At 62.6% G+C, this 26,370-nt stretch carries 24 protein-coding genes; 9 read left to right on the top strand and 15 right to left on the bottom strand.

The annotated features are described in order from the left end of the window. Positions 1–70 precede the first annotated feature (70 nt). The 5 genes from AWB82_RS20090 to AWB82_RS20070 all read right to left on the bottom strand — a co-directional run bounded on the left by AWB82_RS20090 (position 71) and on the right by AWB82_RS20070 (position 4,828). Complete coding sequence (locus AWB82_RS20090; protein ID WP_086970296.1) at positions 71–553, bottom strand: cupin domain-containing protein; 483 nt, start codon at positions 551–553, stop codon at positions 71–73. Between the two features lie 87 nt (positions 554–640). Next, positions 641–2,746: an elongation factor G gene (fusA, locus tag AWB82_RS20085; protein WP_086970294.1), complete on the bottom strand. Its 2,106-nt coding sequence runs from the start codon at positions 2,744–2,746 to the stop codon at positions 641–643. A 215-nt stretch (positions 2,747–2,961) separates the two neighbouring features. Continuing rightward, positions 2,962–3,474, bottom strand: coding sequence for a DUF192 domain-containing protein (locus tag AWB82_RS20080; RefSeq protein WP_086970293.1), 513 nt, complete (start codon positions 3,472–3,474; stop codon positions 2,962–2,964). 192 nt (positions 3,475–3,666) lie between these two features. Further along, a complete protein-coding gene (locus AWB82_RS20075; RefSeq protein WP_086970291.1) occupies positions 3,667–3,864 on the bottom strand; it encodes a hypothetical protein in 198 nt (65 codons plus the stop codon). Positions 3,865–4,252: 388 nt separating this feature from the next. Beyond that, on the bottom strand, positions 4,253–4,828 hold the full coding sequence (locus AWB82_RS20070; protein ID WP_086970371.1) for a pseudouridine synthase: 576 nt from the start codon (positions 4,826–4,828) through the stop codon (positions 4,253–4,255). Positions 4,829–5,030: 202 nt separating this feature from the next. Between AWB82_RS20070 and icd the strand changes: the two genes are divergently transcribed. Then, positions 5,031–6,287 carry an NADP-dependent isocitrate dehydrogenase gene (icd, locus tag AWB82_RS20065; protein WP_086970289.1) on the top strand — a complete coding sequence of 419 codons (1,257 nt, stop codon included), beginning with the start codon at positions 5,031–5,033 and terminating at the stop codon, positions 6,285–6,287. A 170-nt stretch (positions 6,288–6,457) separates the two neighbouring features. Here the strand turns inward: icd and AWB82_RS20060 are convergent, their stop codons facing one another. Beyond that, on the bottom strand, positions 6,458–6,664 hold the full coding sequence (locus AWB82_RS20060; RefSeq protein ID WP_035497884.1) for a cold-shock protein: 207 nt from the start codon (positions 6,662–6,664) through the stop codon (positions 6,458–6,460). 515 nt (positions 6,665–7,179) lie between these two features. Here AWB82_RS20060 and clpS point away from each other — a divergent pair. Further along, positions 7,180–7,494, top strand: a complete 315-nt coding sequence (gene clpS, locus AWB82_RS20055; protein ID WP_016344488.1) for an ATP-dependent Clp protease adapter ClpS — start codon at positions 7,180–7,182, stop codon at positions 7,492–7,494. Then, complete coding sequence (gene clpA / locus AWB82_RS20050) at positions 7,491–9,794, top strand: ATP-dependent Clp protease ATP-binding subunit ClpA (protein WP_086970287.1); 2,304 nt, start codon at positions 7,491–7,493, stop codon at positions 9,792–9,794. The genes clpS and clpA overlap by 4 nt, the downstream gene beginning before the upstream one ends. Before the next feature lie 75 nt (positions 9,795–9,869). On the opposite strand, the gene dut is transcribed toward clpA, so the two are convergent. From dut to AWB82_RS20020, 6 genes are all read right to left on the bottom strand, one after another. Beyond that, positions 9,870–10,316: a dUTP diphosphatase gene (gene dut, locus AWB82_RS20045; RefSeq protein WP_086970285.1), complete on the bottom strand. Its 447-nt coding sequence runs from the start codon at positions 10,314–10,316 to the stop codon at positions 9,870–9,872. 11 nt (positions 10,317–10,327) lie between these two features. Further along, entirely contained in the window at positions 10,328–11,338 is a 1,011-nt protein-coding gene (locus AWB82_RS20040; protein WP_086970283.1) for an LLM class flavin-dependent oxidoreductase, read from the bottom strand. A gap of 4 nt (positions 11,339–11,342) precedes the next feature. Next, positions 11,343–12,551, bottom strand: coding sequence for a bifunctional phosphopantothenoylcysteine decarboxylase/phosphopantothenate--cysteine ligase CoaBC (coaBC, locus tag AWB82_RS20035; protein WP_086970369.1), 1,209 nt, complete (start codon positions 12,549–12,551; stop codon positions 11,343–11,345). Between the two features lie 54 nt (positions 12,552–12,605). Further along, complete coding sequence (lspA, locus tag AWB82_RS20030; RefSeq protein ID WP_086970281.1) at positions 12,606–13,112, bottom strand: signal peptidase II; 507 nt, start codon at positions 13,110–13,112, stop codon at positions 12,606–12,608. Then, positions 13,112–15,943, bottom strand: coding sequence for an isoleucine--tRNA ligase (gene ileS, locus AWB82_RS20025; RefSeq protein ID WP_086970367.1), 2,832 nt, complete (start codon positions 15,941–15,943; stop codon positions 13,112–13,114). The genes lspA and ileS overlap by 1 nt, the downstream gene beginning before the upstream one ends. 92 nt (positions 15,944–16,035) lie before the next feature. Then, positions 16,036–17,031 carry a bifunctional riboflavin kinase/FAD synthetase gene (locus AWB82_RS20020; RefSeq protein ID WP_086970279.1) on the bottom strand — a complete coding sequence of 332 codons (996 nt, stop codon included), beginning with the start codon at positions 17,029–17,031 and terminating at the stop codon, positions 16,036–16,038. A 161-nt stretch (positions 17,032–17,192) separates the two neighbouring features. Here AWB82_RS20020 and purN point away from each other — a divergent pair, with 161 nt between their 5' ends. The 6 genes from purN (at position 17,193) to nadC (ending at position 24,070) form a co-directional block, all read left to right on the top strand. Then, complete coding sequence (gene purN / locus AWB82_RS20015; RefSeq protein WP_086970277.1) at positions 17,193–17,843, top strand: phosphoribosylglycinamide formyltransferase; 651 nt, start codon at positions 17,193–17,195, stop codon at positions 17,841–17,843. Next, positions 17,840–19,138, top strand: a complete 1,299-nt coding sequence (locus AWB82_RS20010; RefSeq protein WP_086970275.1) for an RsmB/NOP family class I SAM-dependent RNA methyltransferase — start codon at positions 17,840–17,842, stop codon at positions 19,136–19,138. The genes purN and AWB82_RS20010 overlap by 4 nt, the downstream gene beginning before the upstream one ends. Positions 19,139–19,141: 3 nt before the next feature. Beyond that, on the top strand, positions 19,142–20,506 hold the full coding sequence (locus AWB82_RS20005) for a mechanosensitive ion channel family protein (RefSeq protein ID WP_086970273.1): 1,365 nt from the start codon (positions 19,142–19,144) through the stop codon (positions 20,504–20,506). A gap of 240 nt (positions 20,507–20,746) precedes the next feature. Beyond that, positions 20,747–21,943, top strand: coding sequence for a DesA family fatty acid desaturase (locus tag AWB82_RS20000; protein WP_086970272.1), 1,197 nt, complete (start codon positions 20,747–20,749; stop codon positions 21,941–21,943). 115 nt (positions 21,944–22,058) lie between these two features. Then, entirely contained in the window at positions 22,059–23,186 is a 1,128-nt protein-coding gene (gene nadA, locus AWB82_RS19995) for a quinolinate synthase NadA (RefSeq protein ID WP_086970270.1), read from the top strand. Further along, a complete protein-coding gene (gene nadC, locus AWB82_RS19990) occupies positions 23,186–24,070 on the top strand; it encodes a carboxylating nicotinate-nucleotide diphosphorylase (protein WP_086970268.1) in 885 nt (294 codons plus the stop codon). The genes nadA and nadC overlap by 1 nt, the downstream gene beginning before the upstream one ends. Positions 24,071–24,073: 3 nt before the next feature. Here nadC and nadB read toward each other — a convergent pair whose 3' ends face one another. The 3 genes from nadB to rpmB all read right to left on the bottom strand — a co-directional run bounded on the left by nadB (position 24,074) and on the right by rpmB (position 26,307). Continuing rightward, positions 24,074–25,672 (bottom strand): L-aspartate oxidase, encoded by a 1,599-nt coding sequence (gene nadB, locus AWB82_RS19985; protein ID WP_086970266.1) that lies wholly within the window; start codon positions 25,670–25,672, stop codon positions 24,074–24,076. Positions 25,673–25,894: 222 nt separating this feature from the next. Continuing rightward, entirely contained in the window at positions 25,895–26,062 is a 168-nt protein-coding gene (rpmG, locus tag AWB82_RS19980; protein ID WP_006050116.1) for a 50S ribosomal protein L33, read from the bottom strand. A gap of 11 nt (positions 26,063–26,073) precedes the next feature. Further along, positions 26,074–26,307 carry a 50S ribosomal protein L28 gene (gene rpmB / locus AWB82_RS19975; protein ID WP_035968094.1) on the bottom strand — a complete coding sequence of 78 codons (234 nt, stop codon included), beginning with the start codon at positions 26,305–26,307 and terminating at the stop codon, positions 26,074–26,076. Between the last annotated feature and the right edge of the window lie 63 nt (positions 26,308–26,370).

The following is a 26,370-nucleotide window of genomic DNA, read 5'->3' as shown; positions in this document are numbered from 1 at the left end:
AGCGCCGCCGCGTCGTTTCGGGGTAGCAAGGAACACGCCGCCTCTGTTCTCGCGCGTGCCCGCGCCCGCTTCAGTGATCGTGTGGATGCTTGTGGATCGGATCGACCCAATAGACTTCCTCGGGCTTTTCAACGGCATCGATGTTCAGATTCACCACCACCGCTTCGTTGTCGCTGCGCACGAGCACGCATTCGAGCGGGTCGTCGGTGCTGGCGTTGATTTCCTGGTGCGGCACGTAAGGCGGCACGAAAATGAAGTCGCCGGGACCGGCCTCGGCGACGAATTCGAGATGCTCGCCCCAGCGCATGCGCGCCTGGCCGCGCACGACATAGATGACGCTTTCGAGCGCGCCGTGATGGTGCGCGCCCGTCTTCGCATTCGGATGGATCGTGACCGTGCCGGCCCAGATCTTCTGCGCCCCGACGCGCGCCGCGTTGATGGCGGCCGCGCGGTTCATGCCGGGCGTCTGCGGGGTGTTGGTGTCGAGCTGATCGCCCTTGATGACCTTGACGCCGTGTTCGCGCCAATCGATGTGCTGATGTGGGTCGCTCATGTCGTATCGTCTGCGGATAAGGAAAGTCCGCTGCCGCCACCAACGGAGCGCGCAACGGACTTCCGATACTACACGGTTCGATCGCGGTTATTTCGCTTTCGAGTTGATGATGGCCTCCGACACGTTCGTCGGCGTCTCCGCGTAATGCTTGAACTCCATCGTGTAGGTCGCGCGGCCCTGCGTCAGCGAACGCAGCGACGTGGAGTAGCCGAACATCTCGGCGAGCGGCACTTCCGCGCGCACGAGCTTGCCGCCGCCGCCCGCGATGTCCTCCATGCCCTGCACGATGCCGCGCCGGCCCGAGAGATCGCCCATCACGTTGCCCATGAAGTCCTCGGGCGTCTCGACTTCGACGGCCATCATCGGTTCGAGCAGCACGGGTCTGGCGCGGCGCATCGCTTCCTTGAAGGCGATCGAGCCGGCCATGCGGAACGCGTTTTCGTTCGAATCGACATCGTGGTACGAGCCGAAGGTCAGCCGCACCTTCACGTCGACGACCGGATAGCCCGCGAGCACGCCTGCCTTCAGCGTTTCCTGAATGCCCTTGTCGACCGCCGGAATGAATTCGCGCGGAATCACGCCGCCCTTGATCTGATCGACGAACTCGTAACCCTTGCCCGGGTCGGGCTCCAGCGCGATGACCGCATGACCGTACTGGCCGCGTCCGCCCGACTGCTTGACGAACTTGCCTTCGACGTCTTCGACCTTGTTGCGCACCGTCTCGCGATACGCGACCTGCGGCTTGCCGACCGTGGCTTCGACGCCGAACTCGCGCTTCATCCGGTCGACGAGAATTTCGAGGTGCAGCTCGCCCATGCCGGAGATGATCGTCTGGCCGGATTCCTCATCGGACGTGACGCGAAACGACGGGTCTTCCTGCGCGAGACGATTGAGCGCGATGCCCATCTTTTCCTGGTCCACTTTCGTCTTCGGCTCGACGGCCTGCGAGATCACGGGCTCGGGGAAGATCATCCGTTCGAGGATGATGACCTGGTTCGGATCGCACAGCGTGTCGCCGGTCGTCGCTTCTTTCAGGCCGACCGCCGCCGCGATGTCGCCCGCGCGCACTTCCTTGATTTCCTTGCGCTCGTTCGCGTGCATTTGCAGAATGCGGCCGAGACGCTCCTTCTTTTCCTTCACCGGGTTGTAGACCGTGTCGCCCGAATTGACGACGCCCGAATACACGCGGAAGAAGATCAACTGGCCGACGAACGGATCGGTCATGATCTTGAACGCGAGCGCGGAGAACGGCTCGTCGTCGCTCGGATGGCGCTCCGCTTCCTCGTCGTCTTCCGTGTGGCCGAGAATCGCGGGCACGTCGACGGGCGAGGGCAGGTAGTCGATCACGGCATCGAGCATCGCCTGCACGCCCTTGTTCTTGAACGCGCTGCCGCACAGCATCGGCACGATCTCGTTGGCGATCGTCCGTTTGCGCAACCCGCCCTTGATCTCGTCCTCGGTCAGGCTGTGGTGATCCTCAAGATACTTTTCGAGCAGCTCCTCGCTCGCTTCGGCCGCGGCCTCAATCATCTTTTCGCGCCACTCGTGGGCGAGGTCCTTGAGGTTGGCGGGAATCTCCTCATAGCTGAAATGGATGCCCTGACTGTCGTCGTCCCAGATGATCGCCTTCATCTTCACGAGGTCGACGACGCCCTGAAAGTGATCTTCCGCGCCGATCGGAATCTGGATCGGCACCGCGACGCCCTTCAGACGATCGCCGATCTGCCGCTGCACACGGAAGAAGTCCGCGCCGACGCGGTCCATCTTGTTGACGAACGCGATGCGCGGCACTTTGTACTTGTTCGCCTGACGCCAGACGGTTTCCGATTGCGGCTGCACGCCGCCGACGGAGTCGTAGACCATGCACGCGCCGTCGAGCACGCGCATCGAGCGCTCGACTTCGATCGTGAAGTCCACGTGCCCCGGCGTATCGATGATGTTGATGCGATGTTCCGGATAATTGCCCGCCATGCCTTTCCAGAAGGCCGTCGTCGCCGCGGAGGTGATCGTGATGCCGCGTTCCTGCTCCTGCTCCATCCAGTCCATCGTGGCCGCGCCGTCGTGCACTTCGCCGATCTTGTGCGTCACGCCGGTGTAGAAAAGGATGCGCTCGGTAGTCGTGGTTTTGCCGGCATCGATGTGAGCGCTGATCCCGATGTTCCGGTAGCGCTCGATAGGAGTCTTGCGGGGCACGTGAACCTCCTGTGGATATGTCGACCCCGGTCGCCATGCGGCGACCGTCGGCGCGACCTGAAGTGGTGAGATGTGTCGCGCTGAATCCTTTTAGGATAGCGCGTCGGCAGGGTCTTTGCAGGAATCCTGCCAGCTAGGGGCAAGGGACTTTTCGGACGCAAAAAAAACCGGCGTGTCGTGCGACGACGCCGGTTTTTCAGTCGGGCGAGAATGCGTTATTGCGCGCGGGGCAAGCCCTTCATCTGCATGCCCGGCTTGATGCCCTTCGCGGCGAACCAGCCCTTGGACATTTCGAGCGCATACACGCCGTTGTTGCGCGGGCAGTGATTGTTCTCCGTTTCGGCCTGCATCTCGTCGATGTCGGTGATCGTGCCGTCCGCGCGAATGAACGCGATCGACAGCGGGATCAGCGTGTTCTTCATCCAGAAGCAATGCACGGCATTTTCGTTGAACACGAAGAGCATGCCTTCGTTCGGCGCGAGTTTCGTGCGATACATGAGACCTTGCTCGCGATCCGCATCGTTCGCGGCGACGGCGGCGTCGATCACATACATGCCCGCGGTCAGCTTCGCGCGCGGAAAATCGGACGGCTGCTTGGCGCCCGGCGGCATTGTCTGCGCTTGCGCGAGCGGCAATGCGGCAAAGGGCAGGGCCAGGGCGATCACGCACGCGCGCGCAAGCTTGCCGATGTTGAGTCGTTGATTCGAGAAGCGCGAGACGAGATTCACGGCAAAGCTCCCTTTCTATTCGATCGTTTGCGCCTGAACCGGGCAAACCCCGCGCATGTTACTCGATGCGCGGACACAAGACAAAAGCACAAAACAAAAGGGCAGAGGCCTTGCGGCCGTCTGCCCTTCAACGCCGTAAAGACGGCGGTAAAGCTCGTTCTTGACTTCGCTATACCGCCTCTTACAACGAACTTACTGAGCTGCCGAAGCTGCTGCAGGAGCCGAAGCGGCTGCCTTCTTGTGCGACTTCTTGTGCGACTTCTTGTGCGTCGACGACTTGTGAGCCGACGAAGCAGCTGCCGGTGCAGCAGCGGCCGGTGCCGAAGCTTCTTGTGCGAAAGCGGCGGTTGCGAACAGGCCAGCGACGAGAGCAGCGATCAGTTTGTTCATTTGTGAATCCTCAGCTTGAGTTAATTAACCAAACGACCCGGTCAATGAGTCATTCATGTCGGTAAACGAGCCACCTACCTTTCGGTTGACAGTTCATATCGATTAATTTAATTCGATGCGACTGTGAAGCTTGAACCTTTCAAATTCCCTGGAGCACCAGGGCGTTTGTAATCGGCTATTCGCTCATGCCGGATAGCTTTGCGCGGCATCTGTCGCCCTTAACGTGTCGCGAGAAGAGTCGGTTGACGCGATTTACAGAGAAAATTGCGCACGGACAAAAAAAGATACGCACAGCGCGATATGCGCTACTCCATCTTCATGACACGACGTTTAAACGCATCGCGCTAAACGGTGCCCGCCGCTTATATTCAGGATAGTTGAATGCAATTCAACGAACGCGCTGCCACGGCGCGCGCGGCGCAACCTCGACGCTCTCGCCGGGCGCGAGGCCGAGCGTGAAGATATCGAGCGCGCCGATCGCGACGCGCACGAGCCGCAAGGTCGGATAGCCGACGGCCGCCGTCATGCGTCTGACCTGCCGGTTCTTGCCTTCGGTGATAGCAAGCTCGATCCACGTCGTCGGAATGGCGGCGCGAAAGCGGATCGGCGGATTGCGCGGCCAGAGCGCGTTGACGCCGCGTTCATCGACGAACGCGCTGCGGCAAGGCTGCGTGACGTAGTCGCCGAGATCGACGCCCTTAGCGAGACGCGCGAGCGCGGCTTCGTCGGGCGCGCCTTCGACCTGCGCCCAATAGCGCTTCACGAGCTTGTGACGCGGCTCCGCGATGCGGGCCTGCAGCGCGCCGTCGTCGGTGAGAAGGAGCAGGCCTTCGCTATCGGCGTCGAGCCGGCCCGCGGGATACACGCCTGGCGTCTTCACCCAGTCGCCAAGCGACGCGCGCGTGTCGTGCGCGGAGAACTGGCAGATGGTGCCGAAAGGCTTGTTCAGGGCGATGAGTGACATGCGGGCGGCGCGCGGCGTGATCGGATGCGGCATCTTAATGCATGCGCGCGGTGGCTCCGGGCGCGCCGGGACAGGCCAGCATGGTTAGAATGATGTCGTGAACTTCATCGCATGGGCGTCGCCGCCCGCGCATGCTGCATCGCATCGCTCTCTATCCAGTTTGCTTGCTTCCATTCAAGCCCGGCCTTATTTGGAGTCGACCATGCCGTATCAGCACATCAAGGTTCCGGCGGACGGTGACAAGATCACCGTCAACGCGGACTTCTCGCTCAACGTTTCGGACCAGCCGATCATCCCGTATATCGAGGGCGACGGCACGGGCGTCGACATCACGCCGGTGATGATCAAGGTCGTCGACGCGGCGGTGGAAAAGGCCTACGGCGGCAAGCGCAAGATTCAATGGATGGAAATCTTCGGCGGCGAAAAGGCCACGCGCGTCTACGGCCCGGACGTGTGGCTGCCCGACGAAACGCTCGACGCGGTGAAGGACTACATCGTGTCGATCAAAGGACCGCTCACGACGCCCGTCGGTGGCGGCATCCGATCGCTGAACGTGGCGCTTCGTCAGCAACTCGATCTGTATGTATGCCTGCGTCCGGTGCGCTACTTCAAGGGCGTGCCGTCGCCGGTGCGCGAGCCGGAGAAGATCGACATGGTGATCTTCCGCGAGAACTCGGAAGACATCTACGCGGGCGTCGAATGGCCGGCGGAGTCGCCCGAAGCGAAGAAGGTCATCAAGTTCCTGCGCGAGGAAATGGGCGTGACGAAGATCCGCTTCCCGGATTCGTCGGGACTCGGCATCAAGCCGGTGTCGCGCGAAGGCACGGAGCGGCTCGTGCGCAAGGCGATTCAGTACGCGATCGACAACGATCGCCGCTCGGTGACGCTCGTGCACAAAGGCAACATCATGAAGTTCACCGAAGGCGCGTTCCGCGACTACGGCTACGCGCTCGCGCAGAAGGAATTCGGCGCGGAGCTGATCGACGGCGGCCCGTGGATGAAGGTGAAGCATCCGAAATCGGGCAATGACATTGTCGTGAAGGACGTGATCGCCGACGCATTCTTGCAGCAAATCCTGCTGCGTCCCGCCGAATATGACGTGATCGCCACGCTCAATCTCAACGGCGACTACATCTCGGACGCGCTCGCGGCACAAGTGGGCGGCATCGGCATTGCGCCGGGCGCGAACATGTCGGATTCCGTTGCGATGTTCGAAGCGACGCACGGCACCGCGCCGAAATACGCGGGCAAGGACTATGTGAATCCGGGCTCGGAAATTCTCTCGGCTGAAATGATGCTGCGCCATCTCGGCTGGTTCGAAGCGGCGGACCGCATCATTTCGTCGATGGAGCAGTCGATTCTTTCGAAGCGCGTCACATACGACTTCGCACGCCTGATGGAAGGCGCGACGCAAGTATCGTGTTCGGGCTTCGGAGCGGTGATGATCGAGAATATGTGAGGACTCACCTCAATTCGATGCCGACATTAAAGACCCCGAAAGGCCTACGCTTTTCGGGGTTTTTAGTTTGCGGGCATGTCTCATATATGTTCGACGCGAATGTGCGAGGCGAGGCGTAAAAAAACCCGGCGCGACGGCCGGGTTTCACGAGGCAAAGCCGGATCGAGCGGTCAGGCCGATTCCTGGATGTTCGAAGCCTGCTTGCCCTTGGGTCCCTGGACAATCTCAAAGCTGACCTTCTGGCCTTCCTTGAGCGTCTTGAAACCGTTCATCTGAATTGCCGAGAAATGTGCGAACAGATCCTCGCCGCCTTCATCGGGCGTGATGAATCCGTAGCCTTTCGCGTCGTTGAACCACTTGACCGTACCAGTAGACATTCGTGCTTCCCCTCTAACTCTCGTCGCAACCAGAGCACGCTCGAAAAGCTCGACGGCACACCCCACAATGTGAGCCGCCCCCTCCTCACAAGCTCACCTCGGCCTCTTTTTTTTCGTCCGTGGTTGGCCCCCGGAAAAAAGTGCCAGTTTGATTGTTAAATCTCTTAAATCGGGTGTCAAGGAAATTTTGAGATGGCCGATAAGCACGTTGCAAGAAGCGCATTTGTAGGGTAATTCCTGCTTCGCGTGTGCGCTGCCGTCCAAGCACGCCATCTTGAAAAGTCGCATAATCGACTCACTTGTGTGTTACCTGGCGGCCCGCAGCGCGGTTTGTTTTTTTTGAAGCTGTGCGATACTGGTTTCGACGAGGTGCAAGCGGGCCGCGCCGAAGCGGGCAGCGGCAGGATTGAATGGACGACACCTGGGTGAGCGCGGTTTTCAGCAACTCATTCCGACCAAGTGGTCGGTGCTGGAGCGGCAATTGCAAGGACGTCCGGGTTGTTTAGAATGGGTGTATGGCGACAAATCCCAACAAGCAGGATGGCACGGTACTGGAGCGGCAGGAGCAGAAGCTCAAGAAGCCGGCCATGTACAAAGTGGTGCTGCTGAATGACGACTTCACGCCGATGGAATTCGTCGTGATGGTCGTGCAGGAATACTTCAATAAAGACCGTGAGACCGCGACGCAGATCATGCTCAAGGTTCATCGCGAAGGCAGGGGGGTTTGTGGGGTCTACACGCGAGACATTGCGTCGACCAAAGTTGAGCAAGTCGTTAGCCATGCACGGCAGGCGGGGCATCCGCTGCAGTGCGTGATGGAGGAAGCATGATTGCCCAGGAACTGGAAGTCAGTCTGCACATGGCGTTTATGGAAGCACGTCAGGCGCGGCATGAGTTCATAACGGTCGAGCACTTGTTGCTCGCCCTGTTGGACAATCCGACCGCGGCTGAAGTGTTGCGTGCCTGCGCAGCCAACATTGAAGATTTGCGTCAGAACCTGCGCAATTTCATTCATGACAACACGCCGACCGTGCCCGGCACGGACGACGTCGATACTCAGCCGACGCTTGGTTTCCAGCGCGTGATCCAGCGCGCGATCATGCACGTGCAATCGACTTCGAACGGCAAGAAGGAAGTGACCGGCGCGAACGTGCTGGTGGCGATCTTCGGCGAGAAGGACTCGCACGCGGTCTACTACCTGCAGCAGCAGGGCGTCACGCGTCTGGATGTCGTGAATTTCATTTCGCACGGCATCGCGAAGACGAACAGCGGCGATGCCGCCAAGACGAACAGCGAGGCCAATCCGGAATCGGAAGACGCCGCCGCGCAGAAGGAAACGCCGCTCGCGCAATTCACGCAGAACCTGAACCAGCTCGCGAAGGACGGCAAGATCGATCCGCTGATCGGCCGTGAACTCGAAGTCGAGCGCGTGGTGCAGGTGCTGTGCCGCCGTCGCAAGAACAATCCGCTGCTCGTCGGCGAAGCTGGCGTCGGCAAGACCGCGATCGCCGAAGGCCTCGCCTGGCGCATCACGCGCGGCGAAGTGCCGGACATTCTGGCCGACGCGCAGGTGTACTCGCTCGACATGGGCGCCCTGCTCGCGGGCACGAAGTATCGCGGCGATTTCGAACAGCGTCTCAAGACGGTGTTGAAGGAACTGAAGGAGCGTCCGCACGCCATTCTGTTCATCGACGAAATTCATACGCTGATCGGCGCGGGCGCGGCATCGGGCGGCACGCTGGATGCATCGAACCTGCTGAAGCCGGCGCTGTCGTCGGGACAACTGAAGTGCATCGGCGCGACCACGTTCACGGAATATCGCGGGATCTTCGAGAAGGACGCGGCGCTGTCGCGTCGTTTCCAGAAGGTCGATGTTACCGAGCCGACCGTCGAGCAGACGGTGGCGATCCTGCGCGGTCTCAAGACGCGCTTCGAAGAGCATCACGGCGTGAAGTACTCGTCGGGTGCGCTGTCGGCGGCGGCTGAACTGTCGGCGCGCTTCATCACGGATCGTCATCTGCCGGACAAGGCCATCGACGTGATCGACGAAGCGGGCGCGGCGCAACGCATCCTGCCGAAGTCGAAGCAGAAGAAGACCATCGGCAAGAGCGAGATCGAAGAGATCATTTCGAAGATCGCGCGCGTGCCGCCGCAAAGCGTGTCGCAGGACGACCGCAGCAAGCTTCAGACGCTCGATCGCGATCTGAAGGCCGTCGTGTTCGGTCAGGATCCGGCGATCGACGCGCTGTCGGCATCGATCAAGATGGCGCGCGCGGGTCTCGGCAAGCTGGACAAGCCGATCGGCGCGTTCCTGTTCTCGGGTCCGACGGGCGTCGGCAAGACCGAGGTCGCGAAGCAACTGGCGTTCACGCTGGGCATCGAACTGCTGCGCTTCGACATGTCGGAATACATGGAGCGCCACGCGGTGAGCCGGTTGATCGGCGCGCCGCCGGGCTATGTCGGTTTCGACCAGGGCGGTCTTTTGACCGAGGCCGTCACGAAGAAGCCGCATTGCGTGCTGCTGCTCGATGAAATCGAGAAGGCGCATCCGGACATCTACAACGTGCTGCTGCAGGTGATGGACCACGGTACGCTGACGGACAACAACGGCCGCAAGGCGGATTTCCGCAACGTCATCATCATCATGACGACGAATGCGGGCGCCGAAGCAATGGGCAAGGCGGTGATCGGCTTCACGTCGCGGCGCGAGTCGGGCGACGAAATGGCCGACATCAAGCGCATGTTCACGCCGGAGTTCCGCAACCGTCTGGATCAGATCATCAGCTTCCGCTCGCTGGACGAGGAAATCATCCTGCGCGTGGTCGACAAGTTCCTCATGCAACTGGAAGATCAGTTGCACGAGAAGAAGGTCGATGCGGTCATGACCGACGCGTTGCGCAAGCATCTCGCGAAGCACGGTTTCGATCCGCTGATGGGCGCGCGTCCAATGCAGCGTCTGATCCAGGACACGATTCGCCGCGCTCTGGCCGACGAGTTGCTGTTCGGCAAGCTGGTCAACGGCGGTCGCGTGACGGTCGACGTCGATGCGGACGACAAGGTCCTGCTGACGTTCGACGAGAACTCGACGCCGCCGCGCAATCCGAATCCGGAAGCGATCGAAGTGGATTAATAGAAGGGGTCTTTGGAAGTGCAAACGGCGCGGTTTCGACCGCGCCGTTTTTTTTGCCCGCTTGGGCGCTGAACCTCAGTGCTTGCCGGTGCTGCCGAAGCCGCCCGCGCCGCGCTCGCTCGCGTCGAAGTCGTCGACGATATTGAGCTGCGCCTGCACGACGGGCACGATCACCATTTGCGCGAGACGCTCCATCGGGTTGAGGGTGAACGCGGTGTCGCCGCGATTCCACGTCGAAACCATCAGTTGACCTTGATAATCCGAGTCGATCAGACCGACCAGATTACCGAGCACGATGCCATGCTTGTGGCCGAGGCCCGAGCGCGGCAGGATCATCGCCGCGTAGCCGGGATCGGCGAGATGAATGGCGAGGCCGGTCGGCAGGAGCACGGTCTGATGCGGCTCGATGACGAGCGGCGCATCGAGGCACGCGCGCAGGTCGAGGCCCGCGCTGCCGGGCGTGGCGTAGGCGGGCATGAAGTCGCGCATGCGCGCGTCGAGAATCTTGACGTCGAGTTTCATGGATCGGGGCGTTATTGAGCCGATTGGCCGAGCTCGAAGGCTTCGGCCAGAAGTTGATAGGAGCGCGTGCGCGCGGCGTAGCTGCCGGAGACCGTTATCACGATCAGTTCGTCGGCGTTGAATTGTTCCTGCAGCGCGTGCAGCTTTGCGGTCACGCGCTCCGGCGTGCCGATGATGCTGCGCGCCTTTTCATGCGCGATCACCGCGAGTTCGCGCTCGCCGTAGACCTGGCTTGCGCCCTGCGCGATCGATGGAATCGGCTGGTTGAGCCCATACGCCATCTGCACGCGCCGCAGATCGACGGCGCGTTCGAGCGCTTCGGCTTCTTGATTCGTATCGGCGCAAATCACGAACACGGCCGCGGCGAGATAGGGCTTTTGCTCGTGACCCGGCGTGAAGCGCTCGCGATACGCCTGAGCCACATGATGCCCGTGCTGCGCGTTGATGAAATGCGCAAACGCGAAGCGAATGCCGAGTTGCGCGGCGAGCAAGCCGCCGAAATCGCTGGAGCCGAGCATCCACAGTTCGGGACGCGTGTCGATCTGCGGTTGCAGCAGCACGCCTTTGGCGAGCGAATCGTCGGGAACGTTGCCGCTGAAAAGCGCGATCAGCTCGGCAACTTGCTGCGGGAAAACATCGCCGCGATTGTACGAACCCGCCGCGACCGCCTGCGCCGTGCGCATGTCGCCGCCGGGCGCCCGTCCGACGCCGAGATCGACGCGATTCGGAAACAGCGCTTCGAGCATCAGGAATTGCTCGGCCACCTTGAACGACGAGTAATACGGCAACATCACGCCGCCCGAACCGATGCGGATGCGCTTGGTGAGACTGCCGATGCGCGCGAGCATCACCTCGGGACACGGATTCGACACGCCATACAAGCCGTGATGCTCGGCGCACCAGTAGCGCGTATAGCCGAGATCGTCGGCGAGTTGCGCGAGATCGAGCGTCGCGGCGATGGCGTCCGCCGTGCTATGGCCGTGGATGACGGGCGTCTGGTCGAGAACGGAGAGCCTGGTCATCGTGTCAGGAGAAAAGCGTGCCGCCGGTCTTCGGCGCGCGTTTTGCGATTTCCACGATCAGCGTGCGCGCGAGTTGTTGCTTGTCGGCGCGTGGCAGCGGCGTCGTGCCGTGCTCTTCGAACAGCACGACTTCGTTGTCGTCGCGTCCGAACGCGAGCTGGCCGATATTGCCGATCAGAAGCGGCACGCCCTTGCGCTGGCGCTTTTCCGCGCCATGCACGTCGAGGTCTCCGCTTTCGGCCGCGAAGCCGACGCAGTAGGGCGGATTCGGCAGCTTGGCGACCGTCGCGAGAATGTCCGGATTTTCGACGAAGCTGAACGTCGGCAAAGCGCCGGCGGTCTTCTTGATCTTGTGTTCGCTGACGTGATCGACGCGCCAGTCCGCGACCGCCGCGACCGCGATGAAGATGTCGGTATCCGGCGTGGCGGCCATCACGGCGTCGTGCATCTCCTGCGCGGTCTGCACGTCTTCGCGATACACGCCCCACGGCGTCGACAAGGAAACGAGACCGGCGACGAGATGCACGTCGGCGCCCGCTTGCGCCGCCGCGCGCGCGAGCGCGAAGCCCATCTTGCCCGACGAGCGATTGGTGATGCCGCGCACCGGATCGAGCGGCTCGAAGGTCGGACCGGCGGTAATGAGCACGCGCTGGCCGCGCAGAATCTTCGGCTGGAAGAACGCGCAGATCGCTTCGAACGCGGCTTCCGGCTCGATCATGCGGCCATCGCCGACTTCGCCGCACGCCTGCGAGCCCGAATCCGGACCGAGCACTTCCACGCCGTCAGCGCGAAGTTGATCGACATTGCGTTGCGTCGCGGAGTTCTGCCACATCTGACGGTTCATCGCGGGCACGACGAGCAGCGGACAGTCGCGCGCGATGGCGAGCGTCGAGAGCAGGTCGTCGCACATGCCGTGCGCGAGCTTCGCGATAAAGTCGGTCGAGGCGGGCGCGATGACAATGGCATCCGCTTCGCGCGAAAGGTCGATGTGCGGCATGTTGTTCGGCATGCGCGCATCCCATTGCGACGTGTACACGGGACGGCCCGAAAGCGCCTGCATCGTGACCGGCGTGATGAACTGCGTGGCCGCTTCGGTCATCACAATCTGCACGGTCGCGCCGGCCTTGATCAGCAAGCGCGTGAGTTCGGCGATCTTGTAGCAGGCGATGCCGCCGGTCAGCCCTAAAACGAGATGTTTGCCCGCGAGTTCCAACTTGCCTCCATCGCAAAAGATCACGGCTCCGTGAGAGGAGCCGCGTCGTGAATGTCAACGTGAACCGCGCACGCGCCGCAGCTCGTCAAACACCAGCAGCACCGCGCCGACGGTGATCGCGCTGTCGGCGAGGTTGAACGCGGGCCAGTGCCACGCGTTCACGTGAAAGTCCAGGAAGTCGATGACGTGCCCATACGCGATCCGGTCGATGACGTTGCCGATCGCGCCGCCCATGATGAGCGAAAGCGCCGTGCAGAACATGCGCTGCCCCGAATGGCGCTTGAGCAGATAGCAGATCACGATTGCCGCGACGACGCCCAGCGCCGTGAACGCCCAGCGCTGCCAGCCGCCCGCCATCGCGAGGAAGCTGAACGCCGCGCCGCGGTTGTAGACGAGCAGCAGATTGAAGAAGGGCGTGAGCGCGTGCGGATCGCCATAGGCAAACACGCGCTGCACCGCGATCTTCGTCAACTGGTCGAACAGGATCACGATCAACGCGATGCCGAGCCACGGCGCGAGCGATCCGCTACTGGAAGTTTGTTTCGCCATCGTTCGAGCCATTATGCTGCGCCTCGCGTTTCGCCGGCGCCGAAGAGGTTGGAGAAGCAGCGGCCGCACAGACCCGGATGATCCGCGTGCGCGCCGACATCCGCGCAGTAGTGCCAGCAGCGCTCGCACTTCATGTAGCTCGACGCGGCGACATCGACGCCTTCTTCCGCTTCGCTCGCCACCTTTTCCACTTGCGCCGACGACGTGATCAGCACGAAGCGCAATGCATCGCCGAGGCTCGCAAGCGCGTCGTAGCGTGCGCCGCTTGCGCGCACCACGACTTCCGCCTGCAGCGACGAGCCGATCTGGTTCGCCGTGCGTGCTTCTTCGAGCGCCTTGGTCACGTCGGCGCGCGCGTGGCGGATGAGCGTCCACTTGTCGAGCAGATCGCCGCCGTTCGCGATGTCCGGATAGGTCGCGAAGACTTCCGTGAAAATGGTGTCCTGGCCGGGCTTGAACACCTTGTACGCTTCTTCCGCCGTGAACGACAGATACGGCGCGACCAGCCGCAGCAAGCCGTGCGCGATATGGAATAGCGCGGTCTGCGCGCTGCGACGCTCGCGCGATGCAAGCTTGGTCGTGTAGAGACGGTCTTTCAGGACATCGAGATAGAAGCCGCCGAGATCTTCCGAGCAGAACGTCCCAATCTTCGCGACGACCGGATGGAACTCGTACTTCTCGTAGTGCGAGAGCGCGTCGTCCTGCAGATTGCGTGTGAGCGCGACCGCGTAACGATCGATTTCGAGCCAGTCTTGAACCGGCAGCGCGTCTTTATCGAAATCGAAGTCCGACAGATTCGCGAGCAGGAAGCGCAGCGTGTTGCGGATGCGCCGGTACGTCTCCGTCACGCGCTTGAGAATTTCCTCGGAGATCGCGAGCTCGCCCGAATAGTCCGTCGATGCGATCCACAAACGGATGATTTCCGCGCCGAGGCGATTGGCCACATCATGCGGATCGATGCCGTTGCCGAGCGACTTCGACATCTTGCGGCCTTCTCCGTCGACGGTGAAGCCGTGCGTGAGCAGCGCGTCGTAGGGCGGACGGCCATCGAGCATCGAGGCCGTGAGCAGCGACGAATGGAACCAGCCGCGATGCTGGTCCGAGCCTTCGAGATAAAGATCGGCCGGGAACTGCAGCGAATCCTTGTGCGAGCCGCGCAGCACGTGCCAGTGCGTCGTGCCGGAATCGAACCACACGTCGAGCGTGTCGCGGTTCTTTTCGTACATGTTGGCGTCGTCGCCGATCAGCTCGCGCGGATCGAGCTTCTGCCACGTTTCGATGCCGCCTTCCTCGACGCGCTTCGCCACTTCTTCCAGCAATTCCAGCGTGCGCGGATGCAGCTCGCCGGTTTCCTTGTGGACGAAGAACGCCATCGGCACGCCCCATTGACGCTGACGCGAAAGCGTCCAGTCCGGGCGATTCGCGATCATGCTGTACAAACGCTGCTTGCCCCACGACGGATAGAACGCCGTGTTCTCGACGCCTTCCAGCGCGGTTTCGCGCAAGGTCTTGCCGCCGTCCTTCGGCGTCACGTCCATGCCCGCGAACCATTGCGAGGTCGCGCGATAGATGATCGGCGTCTTGTGGCGCCAGCAGTGCATGTAGCTGTGCGTGTACTTTTCGCTCTTGAGCAGCGAGCCCGCGCCCTCCAGCGCTTCGACGATCTGCGGATTCGCCTTCCAGATCGACAGCCCGCCGAAGAGCGGCAGCGACTCGATATAGCGGCCATCGCCCATCACCGGATTGATGATGTCCGAGTCCGGCATGCCGTGCGCCTTGCACGACACGAAGTCTTCCACGCCATACGCGGGCGACGAGTGCACGATGCCCGTGCCGCTTTCGGTCGTCACGTAGTCGCCGAGATAGACCGGCGCGGTGCGCTTGTAGCCTGGATGCGCGGCCGCGAGCGGATGATGAAAGCGCAGATTGGCGAGCTTCTCGCCGGTCGTCGTCGCGATGACTTCGCCGGGGATGCCGTAGTTCTGCAGGCACGCCTCGACGCGTTCTTGCGCCAGGATCAGCAGGCCGCGCGGCGTATCGACGAGCGCGTAGACGATCTCCGGATGCACGTTCAACGCCTGGTTCGCGGGAATGGTCCAGGGCGTCGTCGTCCAGATGACGATGCCGCCTTCCGCGCGCGGCAGCGCGGGCAGGCCGAACGCCTGCGCGGTCTTCTCCGGTTCGGCGAATGCGAACATCACGTCGATGGTCGGATCGGTCTTGTCCTTGTACTCGACTTCCGCTTCGGCCAGCGCCGAGCCGCAATCGAAGCACCAGTTCACCGGCTTCAGGCCGCGGAACACGAAGCCCTTTTCCATGATCTTGCCGAGCGCGCGGATCTCGCCCGCTTCGTTGGCGAAGTTCATGGTCTTGTACGGGTGGTCCCAGTCGCCGAGCACGCCCAGACGCCGGAAGCCGACCTTCTGCTTTTCGATCTGTTCGCTGGCATAGGCGCGCGCCTTCTGCATGACTTCGATGGCGGGCAGCGTCTTGCCGAACTGCTTTTCGATCTGGATTTCGATCGGCATGCCGTGGCAATCCCAGCCCGGCACGTAGACCGCGTCGAAGCCCGCGAGGTTGCGCGCCTTGACGATCATGTCCTTCAGAATCTTGTTGACGGCGTGACCCAGATGGATGTCGCCGTTCGCATACGGCGGGCCGTCGTGCAGGATGAACTTCTTGCGGCCCTTCGATGCCGCGCGGATCTTCTCGTAGATCTTCTCGTCCTGCCACTCCTTGACCCATGCGGGCTCGCGCTTGGGCAGGTCGCCGCGCATCGGGAAGGGCGTGTCGAGCAGGTTGACGGGATACTTCGAGGAGGCTTTCTCTTTCTTGTCGCTCATGGGTGACTCAGTGAATTCGGTGAGACGGCGCTTTTGTAGCGCGCGATGATTCGGAAAGCGGGGCAGCGAGCGGCACACGTTGCGCCGCGCGCTCACCTAATTCGATCGGTCGCCGAAATGGCAAAGCCCGTGGCGCGGCTGCCGGCGTTGCTCGCGGGCGGCAGGCCGAAGTACGCGCGCGCGTTGTCGACGTCTTTCGCAATCGCAGCGGACAGCGTTTCGAGGTCGACGTATTTTTCCTCGTCGCGCAGCTTCTTCAGGAATTCGACGCGCACGAGCTTGCCGTAGGCGTCGCCGTGCCAGTCGAGCACGAAGACTTCGAGGAGCACGCGGCCGGAATCGTCGACGGTCGGACGCAGACCCAGGCTCGCGACGGCAGGCAGCGGTTCATCGGCGAGACCGTGCACGCGCACGACGAAAATGCCCGCGAGCGCCGGCCGCTTGTGCGCGATCGGCAGATTCAGCGTGGGAAAGCCGAGATCGCGGCCGAGCTTCGCGCCATGCACGACGTGCCCGCTGATGACATACGGACGCCCGAGCGCGACTTGCGCCGCGTCGAGATCGCCCGCGACGAGCGACGCCCGCACCGAGGACGACGAAATGCGCGTGCCGTTCGGATGCGCGACGGTGGCCATCTGCTCGACTTCGAAGCCGTATTTCTCGCCGGCCGCCTTGAGGGAATTGAAGTCGCCCGCGCGTCTCGCGCCGTAGCAGAAGTCGTCGCCGACCATGACCCAGCGCGCGTGCAATCCGTCGACGATGACGTTCTTCACGAACGTATCCGGCGACTGGCCCGCGAACGTCTTGTTGAAGTGCTCGACCACCACGCGATCGACGCCGTTGGTGCGCAGCGCTTCGAGTTTGTCGCGCAGCATGGCGATGCGCGGCGGCGCGCCGGCCGGATTGAAGAACTCGCGCGGATGCGGCTCGAAGGTCATCACGCAGACCGGCAGGCCGCGCGCGTCGGCGGCCGCCCGCACGTGCGCGAGCAGCGCCTGGTGGCCGCGATGGACACCGTCGAAATTGCCGATGGTCAGTGCGCAGGGCGCCCGGCTTTCGGCATTGGGAAGGCCGCGAAAGACTCTCACGATAGGCGATGGTCGATGGGAGGGCTGATGCTGCAAAGCGTTAGATTATAAACGCTCGCACAGAGGGACGGGCGCGGGCGCCCCGGTTCGATGCCCGATCGATGCCGGTTCCGATCCTCTTTGGCACGATTTTCGCACCCTTCGAATGATAAAATCCGCGGATGAAAAAAATCGTCATCCTGATCTCCGGACGCGGAAGCAACATGGAGGCCGTCGTGCGTGCATGCGCGCGCGACGGCTGGCCGGCCCGCATCTGTGCGATCGTTTCCAACCGGCCCGATGCCGCCGGTCTAGGCTTCGCGGCCGCGAACGGCATCGAAACCTGCGTGGTGGATCATCGCCGGTTCGACGGGCGCGAATCGTTCGACGCCGCGCTCGCGCGTGAAATCGATCGCTTCGAGCCCGATCTCGTCGTGCTCGCGGGCTTCATGCGCGTGCTGACCGACGCCTTCGTCGAGAAATATGCCGGGCGCATGCTCAATGTTCATCCGTCGCTCCTGCCGTGTTTTCCGGGGCTGCGCACGCATCAGCGGGCGCTCGACGCCGGCGTGCGCGTACACGGCGCGAGCGTGCATTTCGTGACGCCGACGCTCGACCACGGGCCGATCGTCGCGCAGGCCGCGGTGCCGGTCGTGGCCGGCGACGATGCCGCCGCGCTCGCCGCGCGCGTGCTTTCGGTCGAGCACGAAATCTATCCGCGCGCGGTGCGCTGGTTTATCGAAGGGCGTTTATCTGTCGAGGGCGAACGTGTCGCCCTCACGCCGTCTGAGCCGCAATGGCTCTTTGCCGACATTGCCGGGGAGGGCGTATGAGGCTGCATGGATTTTTGATTGGACAAACTGAAACGTTGCTGGCGGACGTACTCCGCTTTTCCGGCCCCGCCGACGCCGCGACGAGCCGTTTCTTCCGCGCGCATCCGAAGCTCGGGCACGGCGAGCGCGGCGTGATCGCCGAGGCGGTCTTCGCCGTGCTGCGCCGGAAAATGGAGTTTTCCCATCTCGCGGAAAGCGGCAGCGGCAACCAGGCGCGCCGTCTCGCGCTGCTCGGGCTGATGCAGACCGCCGGCCTGAGCGCGGTGAAGCCGTTCGTTTCCGCCGACGAGTATCAATGGCTCGCGCAAGTCTCGAAGATCGACCCGGCGAGCCTGGCGGTGCGGGTGCGCACGAACCTGCCGCAGTGGATCTACGACGCGATGGCCAAGCGCTTCGCGCCCGAGGAACTCGCGCAACTCGCCGCCGCGCTGAACTATCCCGCGCCGCTCGATCTGCGCGTGAATCCGATCAAGGCGAGCCGCGAGGTCGCATTGAAGGCGCTCGCCGAGGCTGGAATCGACGCTGGCGAAATGCCGTTCGCGCCGTTCGGCGTCCGTGTGGACGGCAAGCCGGCGCTGACGCGTCTCGCGCCGTTCCAGGAAGGCTGGATCGAAGTCCAGGACGAAGGCAGCCAGTTGCTCTGCTCGCTGGTGGCGCCGCGCCGCGGCGAAATGATCGTCGACTTCTGCGCGGGCGCGGGCGGCAAGACGCTTGCGCTCGGCGCGATGATGCGCTCGTCCGGCCGTCTCTACGCGTTCGACGTGTCCGATCGCCGGCTCGCGAAGCTCAAGCCGCGCCTCGCGCGCAGCGGTTTGTCGAACGTGAATCCCGTGCTGATCGACAGCGAGCACGACGCCAAGATCAAGCGTCTCGCGGGCAAGATCGACCGCGTGCTCGTCGATGCGCCGTGCTCGGGCCTCGGCACGCTGCGCCGCAATCCGGATCTGAAGTGGCGTCAGTCGCCCGCGAGCGTCGCGGAATTGACGCCCAAGCAGCTCTCGATCCTCACGAGCGCCGCGCGCCTCGTGAAAACCGGCGGACGTCTCGTCTACGCGACCTGCTCGATGCTCGAAGCGGAGAACGAAGACGTGGTGGCGCAGTTCCTCGAAACGCATCCGAATTTCCGCGTCGTGCCCGCGCGCGACGTGCTGGCGGAACAGCGCATCGATCTGGACACGGGCGAATATCTGTCGCTGTGGCCGCACAAGCACGGCACGGACGGCTTCTTCGCGGCGGTGCTGGAGCGTCTGCCCGACGCCGGAAAAGCGCCCAAGGCAGCCGAAGAAACCGCTTAAGCAATGCAGAACCACTTCCTGAGCGAACTCTCCGCGCGGCTTTTCCGCGATTTCGGCGAGCCGGAAGTGATCTGGCAGGTGGCCGTTCTGCTCGGCCTGTTCGTGGTGGCGTGGTGGTGCGCGCGTCTGCTTCGCAAGAAGCTCGATGCGCGCCGTCAGTCGCGTTTCGAAGCCGTGCGCTTCGGCGCGGAAAGTCTCAACAAGGCGCTGTTTCCGTTACTCGGCACGGTTTTCGTGTCGATCGCGCAGGTCGTGCTCGCGCCGTTCATCCATACGTCGCTGCTGCGGCTCGCGCTCGTACCGCTGTGCGGGATCACCGTCATCTACACGATGCTCTACGTCGCGCGGCGCGTGTTCAGCCGCGGCCAGACGGAGCACGAGGCGAACGCGCTTCTCTATCTCTTCGAGAAACTCGTGACGGTGGTCGTCTGGGTCGCGATGGTGCTCACCGTCATGGGCATCCAGGACGACGTCGTCCACTGGATGGCGAGCGTGCGCTTCAACTTCGCGAACGCGCACATGACGCTGCTCTCGCTCGCCTCGGGCGTGCTGTGGGTGTGCGTGACGCTGATCGTCGCGATGTGGGCGGGCGCGCTCCTCGACGACCGCCTGATGCGCGCCCGCTCGGTCGACGCGAATCTGAAAGTGGTGCTCGCGCGCGTCGCGCGGGCGCTGATGATCCTGGCCGCGATTCTGGCGAGTCTGTCGATCGTCGGCATCGACATCACGGTGCTCGGCGTGTTCGGCGGCGCGCTCGGCGTCGGGCTCGGTTTTGGCTTGCAGAAGATAGCGAGCAATTACGTGTCGGGCTTCATCATCCTGCTGGACCGCTCGTTGCGCCTCGGCGACATGATCAATGTCAGCGGAAATCAGGGCACGGTCACGCAGATCCGCACGCGCTACACGGTCGTGCGCGGGCTCGACGGCATCGAAACGCTGATTCCGAACGAAAAGCTCATCACCGATGTGGTGCAGAACCACTCGTCGTTCCTTACGCGCGGCAACGCCAAGATCGCGGTGCAGGTAAGTTATCGCTGCGATGTCGAACGCGCCATGCAATTACTCGTCGAGGCGACGCAAGGCGTCGAGCGCGTGTTGCAGGACCCGGCGCCTGCCGCGCTGCTCGCGAGCTTCGGCGCGGACGGCATCAATCTCGAACTGAGCTTCTGGATCGAAGAGGCTGCGAAAGGCACGGGCGGCGTAAAGTCGCACGTAAACCGTGCGGTTTGGCGGTTATTCTGTGAGCATGGCATTGAAATTCCTTACGCTCAACGCGATATAAGGATTATCGATTGCGCGCCGCGTAGGGGCGCCGAATCAGTATTAAATACCGGAAACGGCGGCGCAGGTGCCGCACCTGTCGCCTGATTGCTGATCGACAAGCTCAAACCTGCGATTTGGCCGATGAATCAACACCAATTCGGGGCGTGAGTTTTTCTTTGTTTTGATACGATTCAAAGAATTTCACCTTTACGCCAAAGACTTGGAACGCATGCAGTAGAATGCGATCGAACTTGCGCACCTTTCTTTCATGTGCACAACACGTCGCTCGAAGTCTCTTCGACCGGCCATTTTTCCCGAATTTCACAGCTACCCAGGTAAACTGCCTTGCTGAATTCTTTCCTTGAATTTCTCGCCAACGGACTGCTGGATCTCTCTTGGTGGCAGATTCTGCTGTGCACGCTTGTGATGACTCACGTCACCATCGCTGGCGTCACGATCTATCTGCATCGTTGTCAGGCGCATCGCGCGCTGGATCTCCATCCGATCGCGAGCCATTTCTTCCGTTTCTGGCTGTGGATGACCACGGGCATGCTGACCGGCCAGTGGGCGGCGATCCACCGCAAGCACCACGCGAAATGCGAAACCGAGGAAGACCCGCACAGCCCGCAAACGCGCGGCATCTGGAAGGTGCTCCTCGAAGGCGCGGAACTCTATCGCAGTGAAGCGAAAAACGAAGAAACCATGCGCAAGTTCAGTCACGGCACGCCGAACGACTGGATGGAACGCAATGTCTACACGCGTTATCCGATCCTCGGCATCAGCGTCATGATGGTGATCGACGTCGCGCTGTTCGGCATCGTCGGTCTGTCGGTGTGGGCCGTGCAGATGATCTGGATTCCGTTCTGGGCGGCGGGCGTCGTCAACGGTCTCGCGCACTGGTGGGGATACCGCAACTTCAACTCGGCCGACGCGTCGACGAACATCTTCCCGCTCGGCATTCTGATCGGCGGCGAAGAACTGCATAACAACCACCACACGTTCGCGACGTCGGCGAAGCTTTCGAGCAAGTGGTACGAATTCGACATCGGCTGGATGTATATCCGCATGATGTCGATGGTCGGCCTCGCGAAGGTGAAGAAGGTCGCGCCCACGCCGAAGCTCGCGGCGGGCAAGGCCGTCGTCGATCAGGACACGCTCCAGGCCGTGCTGTCGAACCGCTACGAAGTGATGGCGCGTTACGGCAAGGCGCTCAAGCGCGCCTACGCGCAGGAACTTGCAAGGCTGAAGGAAGGCGGCGCGCGCGAGAAGTATCAGTTGATGCGCGGCGCACGCACGTGGTTCCACAAGGAAGAAGACGGCCTGAACGAGCCGCAGCTCAAGCAGTTGCCGGAGCTGACCTCGGACAACCAGAAGCTGCGCACGTTTATCGAGCTTCGCAAGGACCTCTCGGCAATGTGGGATCGCTCCAACGCGTCGCGCGAGCAACTCGTCACGCAATTGCAGGACTGGTGCCACCGCGCGGAAGAAAGCGGTATCAAGGCGCTGCAGGATTTCGCGTTGCGTCTGCGCCGCTACGCCTGACGCGCGAGATCCGTTAAAATTTGTAGACGTCACAAGACCCCGCTCTGGCGGGGTTTTTGTTTTTGTGCAGCCGATTCTCGCATCACGTAGTTGGCACGGAGCAGGGGACAGGGACATGGAAGCGATCAGGAGCGTCGAGTACGACCGGCCGCAAGGCCTGACGTGTGGAGTGGGCGAGGCGTGGGCGCGCGTGCCGGACGCACCGTCGGCCGAGCGCAAGCGCGAGTTGAAGGAGCGCATTCGCGCGCTGCTGAAGCGGGAGGAGGCTGTGCTCGTCGCACATTATTATGTCGACGCCGAACTCCAGGAACTCGCCGACGAAACCGGCGGTTGCGTTGCCGATTCGCTCGAAATGGCGCGCTTCGGCCGCGATCACGCCGCGAAAACACTGGTCGTTGCGGGCGTGCGCTTCATGGGTGAAACAGCCAAGATCCTGAGCCCGGACAAGCGCGTGCTGATGCCCGATCTCGACGCGACCTGCTCGCTCGACCTCGGCTGCCCCGCCGACGAATTCTCCGCGTTCTGCGATGCGCATCCCGACCGGACGGTGGTCGTCTACGCGAACACGAGCGCGGCCGTGAAGGCTCGCGCGGACTGGATGGTCACGTCATCGATCGGGCTCGAAATCGTCGCCGATCTGCACGCGCGCGGCGAAAAAATCCTGTGGGCGCCCGATCGTCACCTCGGCGGATACATTCAGAAGAAGACCGGCGCGGACATGTTGCTGTGGCAAGGTTCGTGTCTCGTTCATGATGAGTTCAAGGGCATCGAACTCGATCTGCTGCGAAACGAATATCCCGACGCCAAAATTCTCGTGCATCCGGAATCGCCGGAAGGCGTCGTCGCACTCGCGGATGTGGTCGGATCGACCACGCAACTCATCGACGCCGCGGTGAAGCTCGACGCGAAACGCTTTATCGTCGCGACCGATCTCGGCATTCTGCACAAGATGCGGCTCGCCGCGCCGGGCAAGACCTTCATCGAAGCGCCGACCGCCGGCAACAGTGCAACCTGCAAAAGTTGCGCGCACTGCCCGTGGATGGCGATGAACGGTCTCGCCAATCTCGCCGAGGTGCTGGAACGCGGTCACAACGAGATTCACGTCGATCCGGCGATCGGGCTGCGCGCGCGCGTGCCGATCGACCGCATGCTCGACTTCGCCGCGCGTCACAAGAAACGCGTGCAGGCGAGCGGCGATCTTGCCAAAGACCGCTCGCTGTTCTCGAACGTGGGAGCCGCGTAATGACTTATCCAGCGACTTATCCGGCGATTTTCGAAGAAGTCCGCAAACAATACGGCGAAGCATTCGACGCCGCGCTCGCGCGCAATGTCGTCGATGCGCTCGATGAAGACGTTGGCGCGGGCGATCACACCGGCCGTCTCGTGCCCGCCGACGCACGTCGCACCGCGCGCATTATCGTGCGCGAGGAAGCGGTGCTGTGCGGCGCGCCCTGGTTCGATGAAGTCATGCGCCGCGTCGATCCGACGATCGAAGTCGAATGGCAGTATCGCGAAGGCGATCGCATGGCGGCGAACTCGCCGGTCGTGCTGCTGCACGGCCCCGCGCGCGCGCTTCTGACGGCGGAGCGTAACGGCCTCAATTTTCTGCAATTGTTGTCGGGCGTCGCGACCGCGACGCGCCGCTATGTCGATGCAATCGAGGGCGCGCACGCACGGATTCTCGACACGCGCAAGACGCTGCCGGGCTTGCGGCTCGCGCAGAAGTACGCGGTGCGCGTGGGCGGCGGCGCGAACCAGCGCCTTGCGCTGTATGACGGCATTCTGATCAAGGAAAACCATATCGCGGCGGCGGGCGGTGTCCGCGCGGCAATGGAGGCGGCGCTTGCGTTGAACGCAGGCGTGCCGATTCAGATCGAAGTGGAAACGCTGGAGCAGCTCGAAACGGCGCTTGACGCTGGGGCGGAATCGATCCTGCTCGACAACTTCACGCTCGACATGATGCGCGACGCCGTGCGCATCACGGCCGGACGCGCGTTGCTCGAAGTGTCGGGCGGCGTGAACTTCGACACGGTGCGCGCGATCGCGGATACCGGCGTCGATCGCATCTCCGTCGGCTCGCTCACGAAGGACGTGCGCGCGGCCGACTTTTCGATGCGCCTGATCTAAACGCTAAAGGCTCGTGCGGCGCGCGACCGGCGGCATCAGCACCGTCGGCAGCGCCTTCGGCAAGGTCGCGGGCCAGTCGCGGCTGTAGTGCAGGCCGCGGCTCTCGCGCCGCGAGCAAGCGCTTTCGACGATCAGCGACGCTACATCGACGAGATTGCGCAACTCCAGCAGGTCGCGGCTCACCTTGAAATTCGCGTAGTACTCGTGGATCTCGTCGCGCAACAGCGCGATTCGATGCTGCGCGCGCGCGAGGCGCTTGTCCGTGCGCACGATGCCCACGTAATTCCACATCAGGCGCCGCAGTTCGTCCCAGTTGTGGGCGACGACCACTTCCTCGTCCGGATCGGACACGCGGCTTTCGTCCCAGTCGGGCAATTCGGCGTGACAGCCGTTCGAGAAGCCGTCCGCTTCGATCGCCTGCGCCGCCGCCCGGCCGACCACGAGGCATTCGAGCAGCGAGTTGCTCGCGAGCCGGTTCGCGCCGTGCAGCCCCGTGTACGAGGTTTCGCCGACCGCATACAGCCCCGGACGATCCGTGCGCCCCGCGAGATCCGTGACCACGCCGCCGCAGGTGTAATGCGCGGCGGGCACGACGGGGATCGGCTGCTTCGCGATATCGATGCCGAATTCGCGGCAGCGCGCGAGGATCGTCGGAAAGTGTTCTTCGAGAAACGCGCGCGGCTGGTGGCTGATGTCGAGATACACGCAATCGATGCCGCGCTTCTTGATCTCGAAGTCGATCGCCCGCGCGACGATATCGCGCGGCGCAAGCTCGGCGCGCTCGTCGTGCGCGGGCATGAAGCGCGTGCCGTCGGGCAGGCGCAGGATGCCGCCTTCGCCGCGCACCGCTTCGGAAATCAGGAACGACTTTGCGTAGGGATGAAACAGGCAGGTCGGATGGAACTGGATGAACTCCATGTTCGCGATGCGGCAACCCGCGCGCCACGCCATCGCGATGCCGTCGCCGGTCGACGTGTCGGGATTGGTCGTATAGAGATAGACCTTGCCCGCGCCGCCCGTCGCGAGCACGGTGTGCGGCGCCTGAATCGTGACCGTGCGGCCCGTGTTCAGATCGAGCGCATAGAGGCCGTGGCAGCGATGACCCGGCAGCCCGAGGCGGTCCGACGTGATCAGGTCGATTGCGTAGTGATCTTCGAGAACGGTGATGTTCGGATGGTTTCGCACGCGCTCGCTGAGCGTCGTGACGACCGCGTGGCCGGTCGCGTCCGCCGCGTGAATGATGCGGCGATGGCTATGGCCGCCTTCGCGCGTCAGATGAAAGCCGAGTTCGGCCGAGACATCGCGCGTGAAGGGCACACCTTCGTGGATGAGCCAATCGATTGCCGCGCGCCCGTTCTCGACGATGAAGCGCGTCGCGGCCTCGTCGCACAGGCCGCCGCCCGCGACGAGCGTATCGTCGACGTGATTGTCGACGCTGTCGGCCGAATCCAGCACCGCCGCGATGCCGCCTTGCGCCCAGTCGCTTGCGCCGACGTTCGCCGCGCGCTTGGCGAGGATCGCGACGCGTCGCGTTTCAGCCAGATTCAGCGCGACGCTCAGACCCGCGAGCCCGCTCCCTACGATCGCTACATCGAAATTCATGCTGCCGGTTCTCCGTCCGTGTTCTTCGCCGATAGCCGGCAAATATAACGCGCATGAACATTCCGTGACAGAAAAAACCCCCGCACGATCGTGTGCAAAGCGTATGAAAAGCGGCGTCGGAAAACAAAAAGCCCCGCGGGTGCGCGGGGCTTTTTGCTGTCTTCGTACAGGCAACTCAATATCAAGCGGGGTCTATCTCCATGCAGACGGAGAAAAAGCGACTTACTTGATCTTGGTTTCCTTGTAGTCAACGTGCTTGCGGACGACGGGATCAAATTTCTTGATCAGCATCTTTTCCGGCATGTTGCGCTTGTTCTTGGTCGTCGTGTAGAAGTGACCCGTGCCTGCGGTCGATTCCAGCTTGATCTTGTCGCGTGCGCCCTTGGCCATGTGCGTGCTCCTTAGATTTCACCGCGTGCGCGCAGGTCTGCGAGCACGGCGTCAATACCGTTCTTGTCGATCAGGCGCAGGCCGGCGTTCGAAACGCGCAGACGCACCCAGCGATTTTCACTTTCAACGAAGAAACGGCGATTCTGCAGGTTCGGCAGGAAGCGACGCTTGGTCCTGTTGTTTGCGTGGGAAACGTTGTTGCCCGACATCGGGCCTTTCCCAGTTACTTGGCATACGCGTGCCATGGTGACACTCCTAATACACGTTGAGTCTGAGCCGAACGCTCGAATGAAAGCAACTCGCTTTCG

The sequence above is a fragment of the Caballeronia glebae genome, from assembly GCF_001545035.1.
Classification (GTDB): domain Bacteria; phylum Pseudomonadota; class Gammaproteobacteria; order Burkholderiales; family Burkholderiaceae; genus Caballeronia; species Caballeronia glebae.
The sequence above is the reverse complement of the archived record's forward strand: the minus strand, read 5'-3'. Positions and strand labels throughout refer to the sequence as shown.

Bases quoted from the DNA above. Each gene is read 5' to 3' on its own strand.
- nadB (WP_086970266.1), bottom strand. From the start codon at position 25,672: ATGAATTTCGATGTAGCGATCGTAGGGAGCGGGCTCGCGGGTCTGAGC.
- ileS (WP_086970367.1), bottom strand. From the start codon at position 15,943: ATGAGCGACAAGAAAGAGAAAGCCTCCTCGAAGTATCCCGTCAACCTG.
- nadA (WP_086970270.1), top strand. From the start codon at position 22,059: ATGGAAGCGATCAGGAGCGTCGAGTACGACCGGCCGCAAGGCCTGACG.
- AWB82_RS20040 (WP_086970283.1), bottom strand. From the start codon at position 11,338: ATGACCAGGCTCTCCGTTCTCGACCAGACGCCCGTCATCCACGGCCAT.
- rpmG (WP_006050116.1), bottom strand. From the start codon at position 26,062: ATGGCCAAGGGCGCACGCGACAAGATCAAGCTGGAATCGACCGCAGGC.
- AWB82_RS20090 (WP_086970296.1), bottom strand. From the start codon at position 553: ATGAGCGACCCACATCAGCACATCGATTGGCGCGAACACGGCGTCAAG.
- clpS (WP_016344488.1), top strand. From the start codon at position 7,180: ATGGCGACAAATCCCAACAAGCAGGATGGCACGGTACTGGAGCGGCAG.
- AWB82_RS20060 (WP_035497884.1), bottom strand. From the start codon at position 6,664: ATGTCTACTGGTACGGTCAAGTGGTTCAACGACGCGAAAGGCTACGGA.
- AWB82_RS20075 (WP_086970291.1), bottom strand. From the start codon at position 3,864: ATGAACAAACTGATCGCTGCTCTCGTCGCTGGCCTGTTCGCAACCGCC.
- dut (WP_086970285.1), bottom strand. From the start codon at position 10,316: ATGAAACTCGACGTCAAGATTCTCGACGCGCGCATGCGCGACTTCATG.
- AWB82_RS20010 (WP_086970275.1), top strand. From the start codon at position 17,840: ATGAGGCTGCATGGATTTTTGATTGGACAAACTGAAACGTTGCTGGCG.
- AWB82_RS20070 (WP_086970371.1), bottom strand. From the start codon at position 4,828: ATGTCACTCATCGCCCTGAACAAGCCTTTCGGCACCATCTGCCAGTTC.
- AWB82_RS20005 (WP_086970273.1), top strand. From the start codon at position 19,142: ATGCAGAACCACTTCCTGAGCGAACTCTCCGCGCGGCTTTTCCGCGAT.
- lspA (WP_086970281.1), bottom strand. From the start codon at position 13,112: ATGGCTCGAACGATGGCGAAACAAACTTCCAGTAGCGGATCGCTCGCG.
- icd (WP_086970289.1), top strand. From the start codon at position 5,031: ATGCCGTATCAGCACATCAAGGTTCCGGCGGACGGTGACAAGATCACC.
- rpmB (WP_035968094.1), bottom strand. From the start codon at position 26,307: ATGGCACGCGTATGCCAAGTAACTGGGAAAGGCCCGATGTCGGGCAAC.
- clpA (WP_086970287.1), top strand. From the start codon at position 7,491: ATGATTGCCCAGGAACTGGAAGTCAGTCTGCACATGGCGTTTATGGAA.
- purN (WP_086970277.1), top strand. From the start codon at position 17,193: ATGAAAAAAATCGTCATCCTGATCTCCGGACGCGGAAGCAACATGGAG.
- nadC (WP_086970268.1), top strand. From the start codon at position 23,186: ATGACTTATCCAGCGACTTATCCGGCGATTTTCGAAGAAGTCCGCAAA.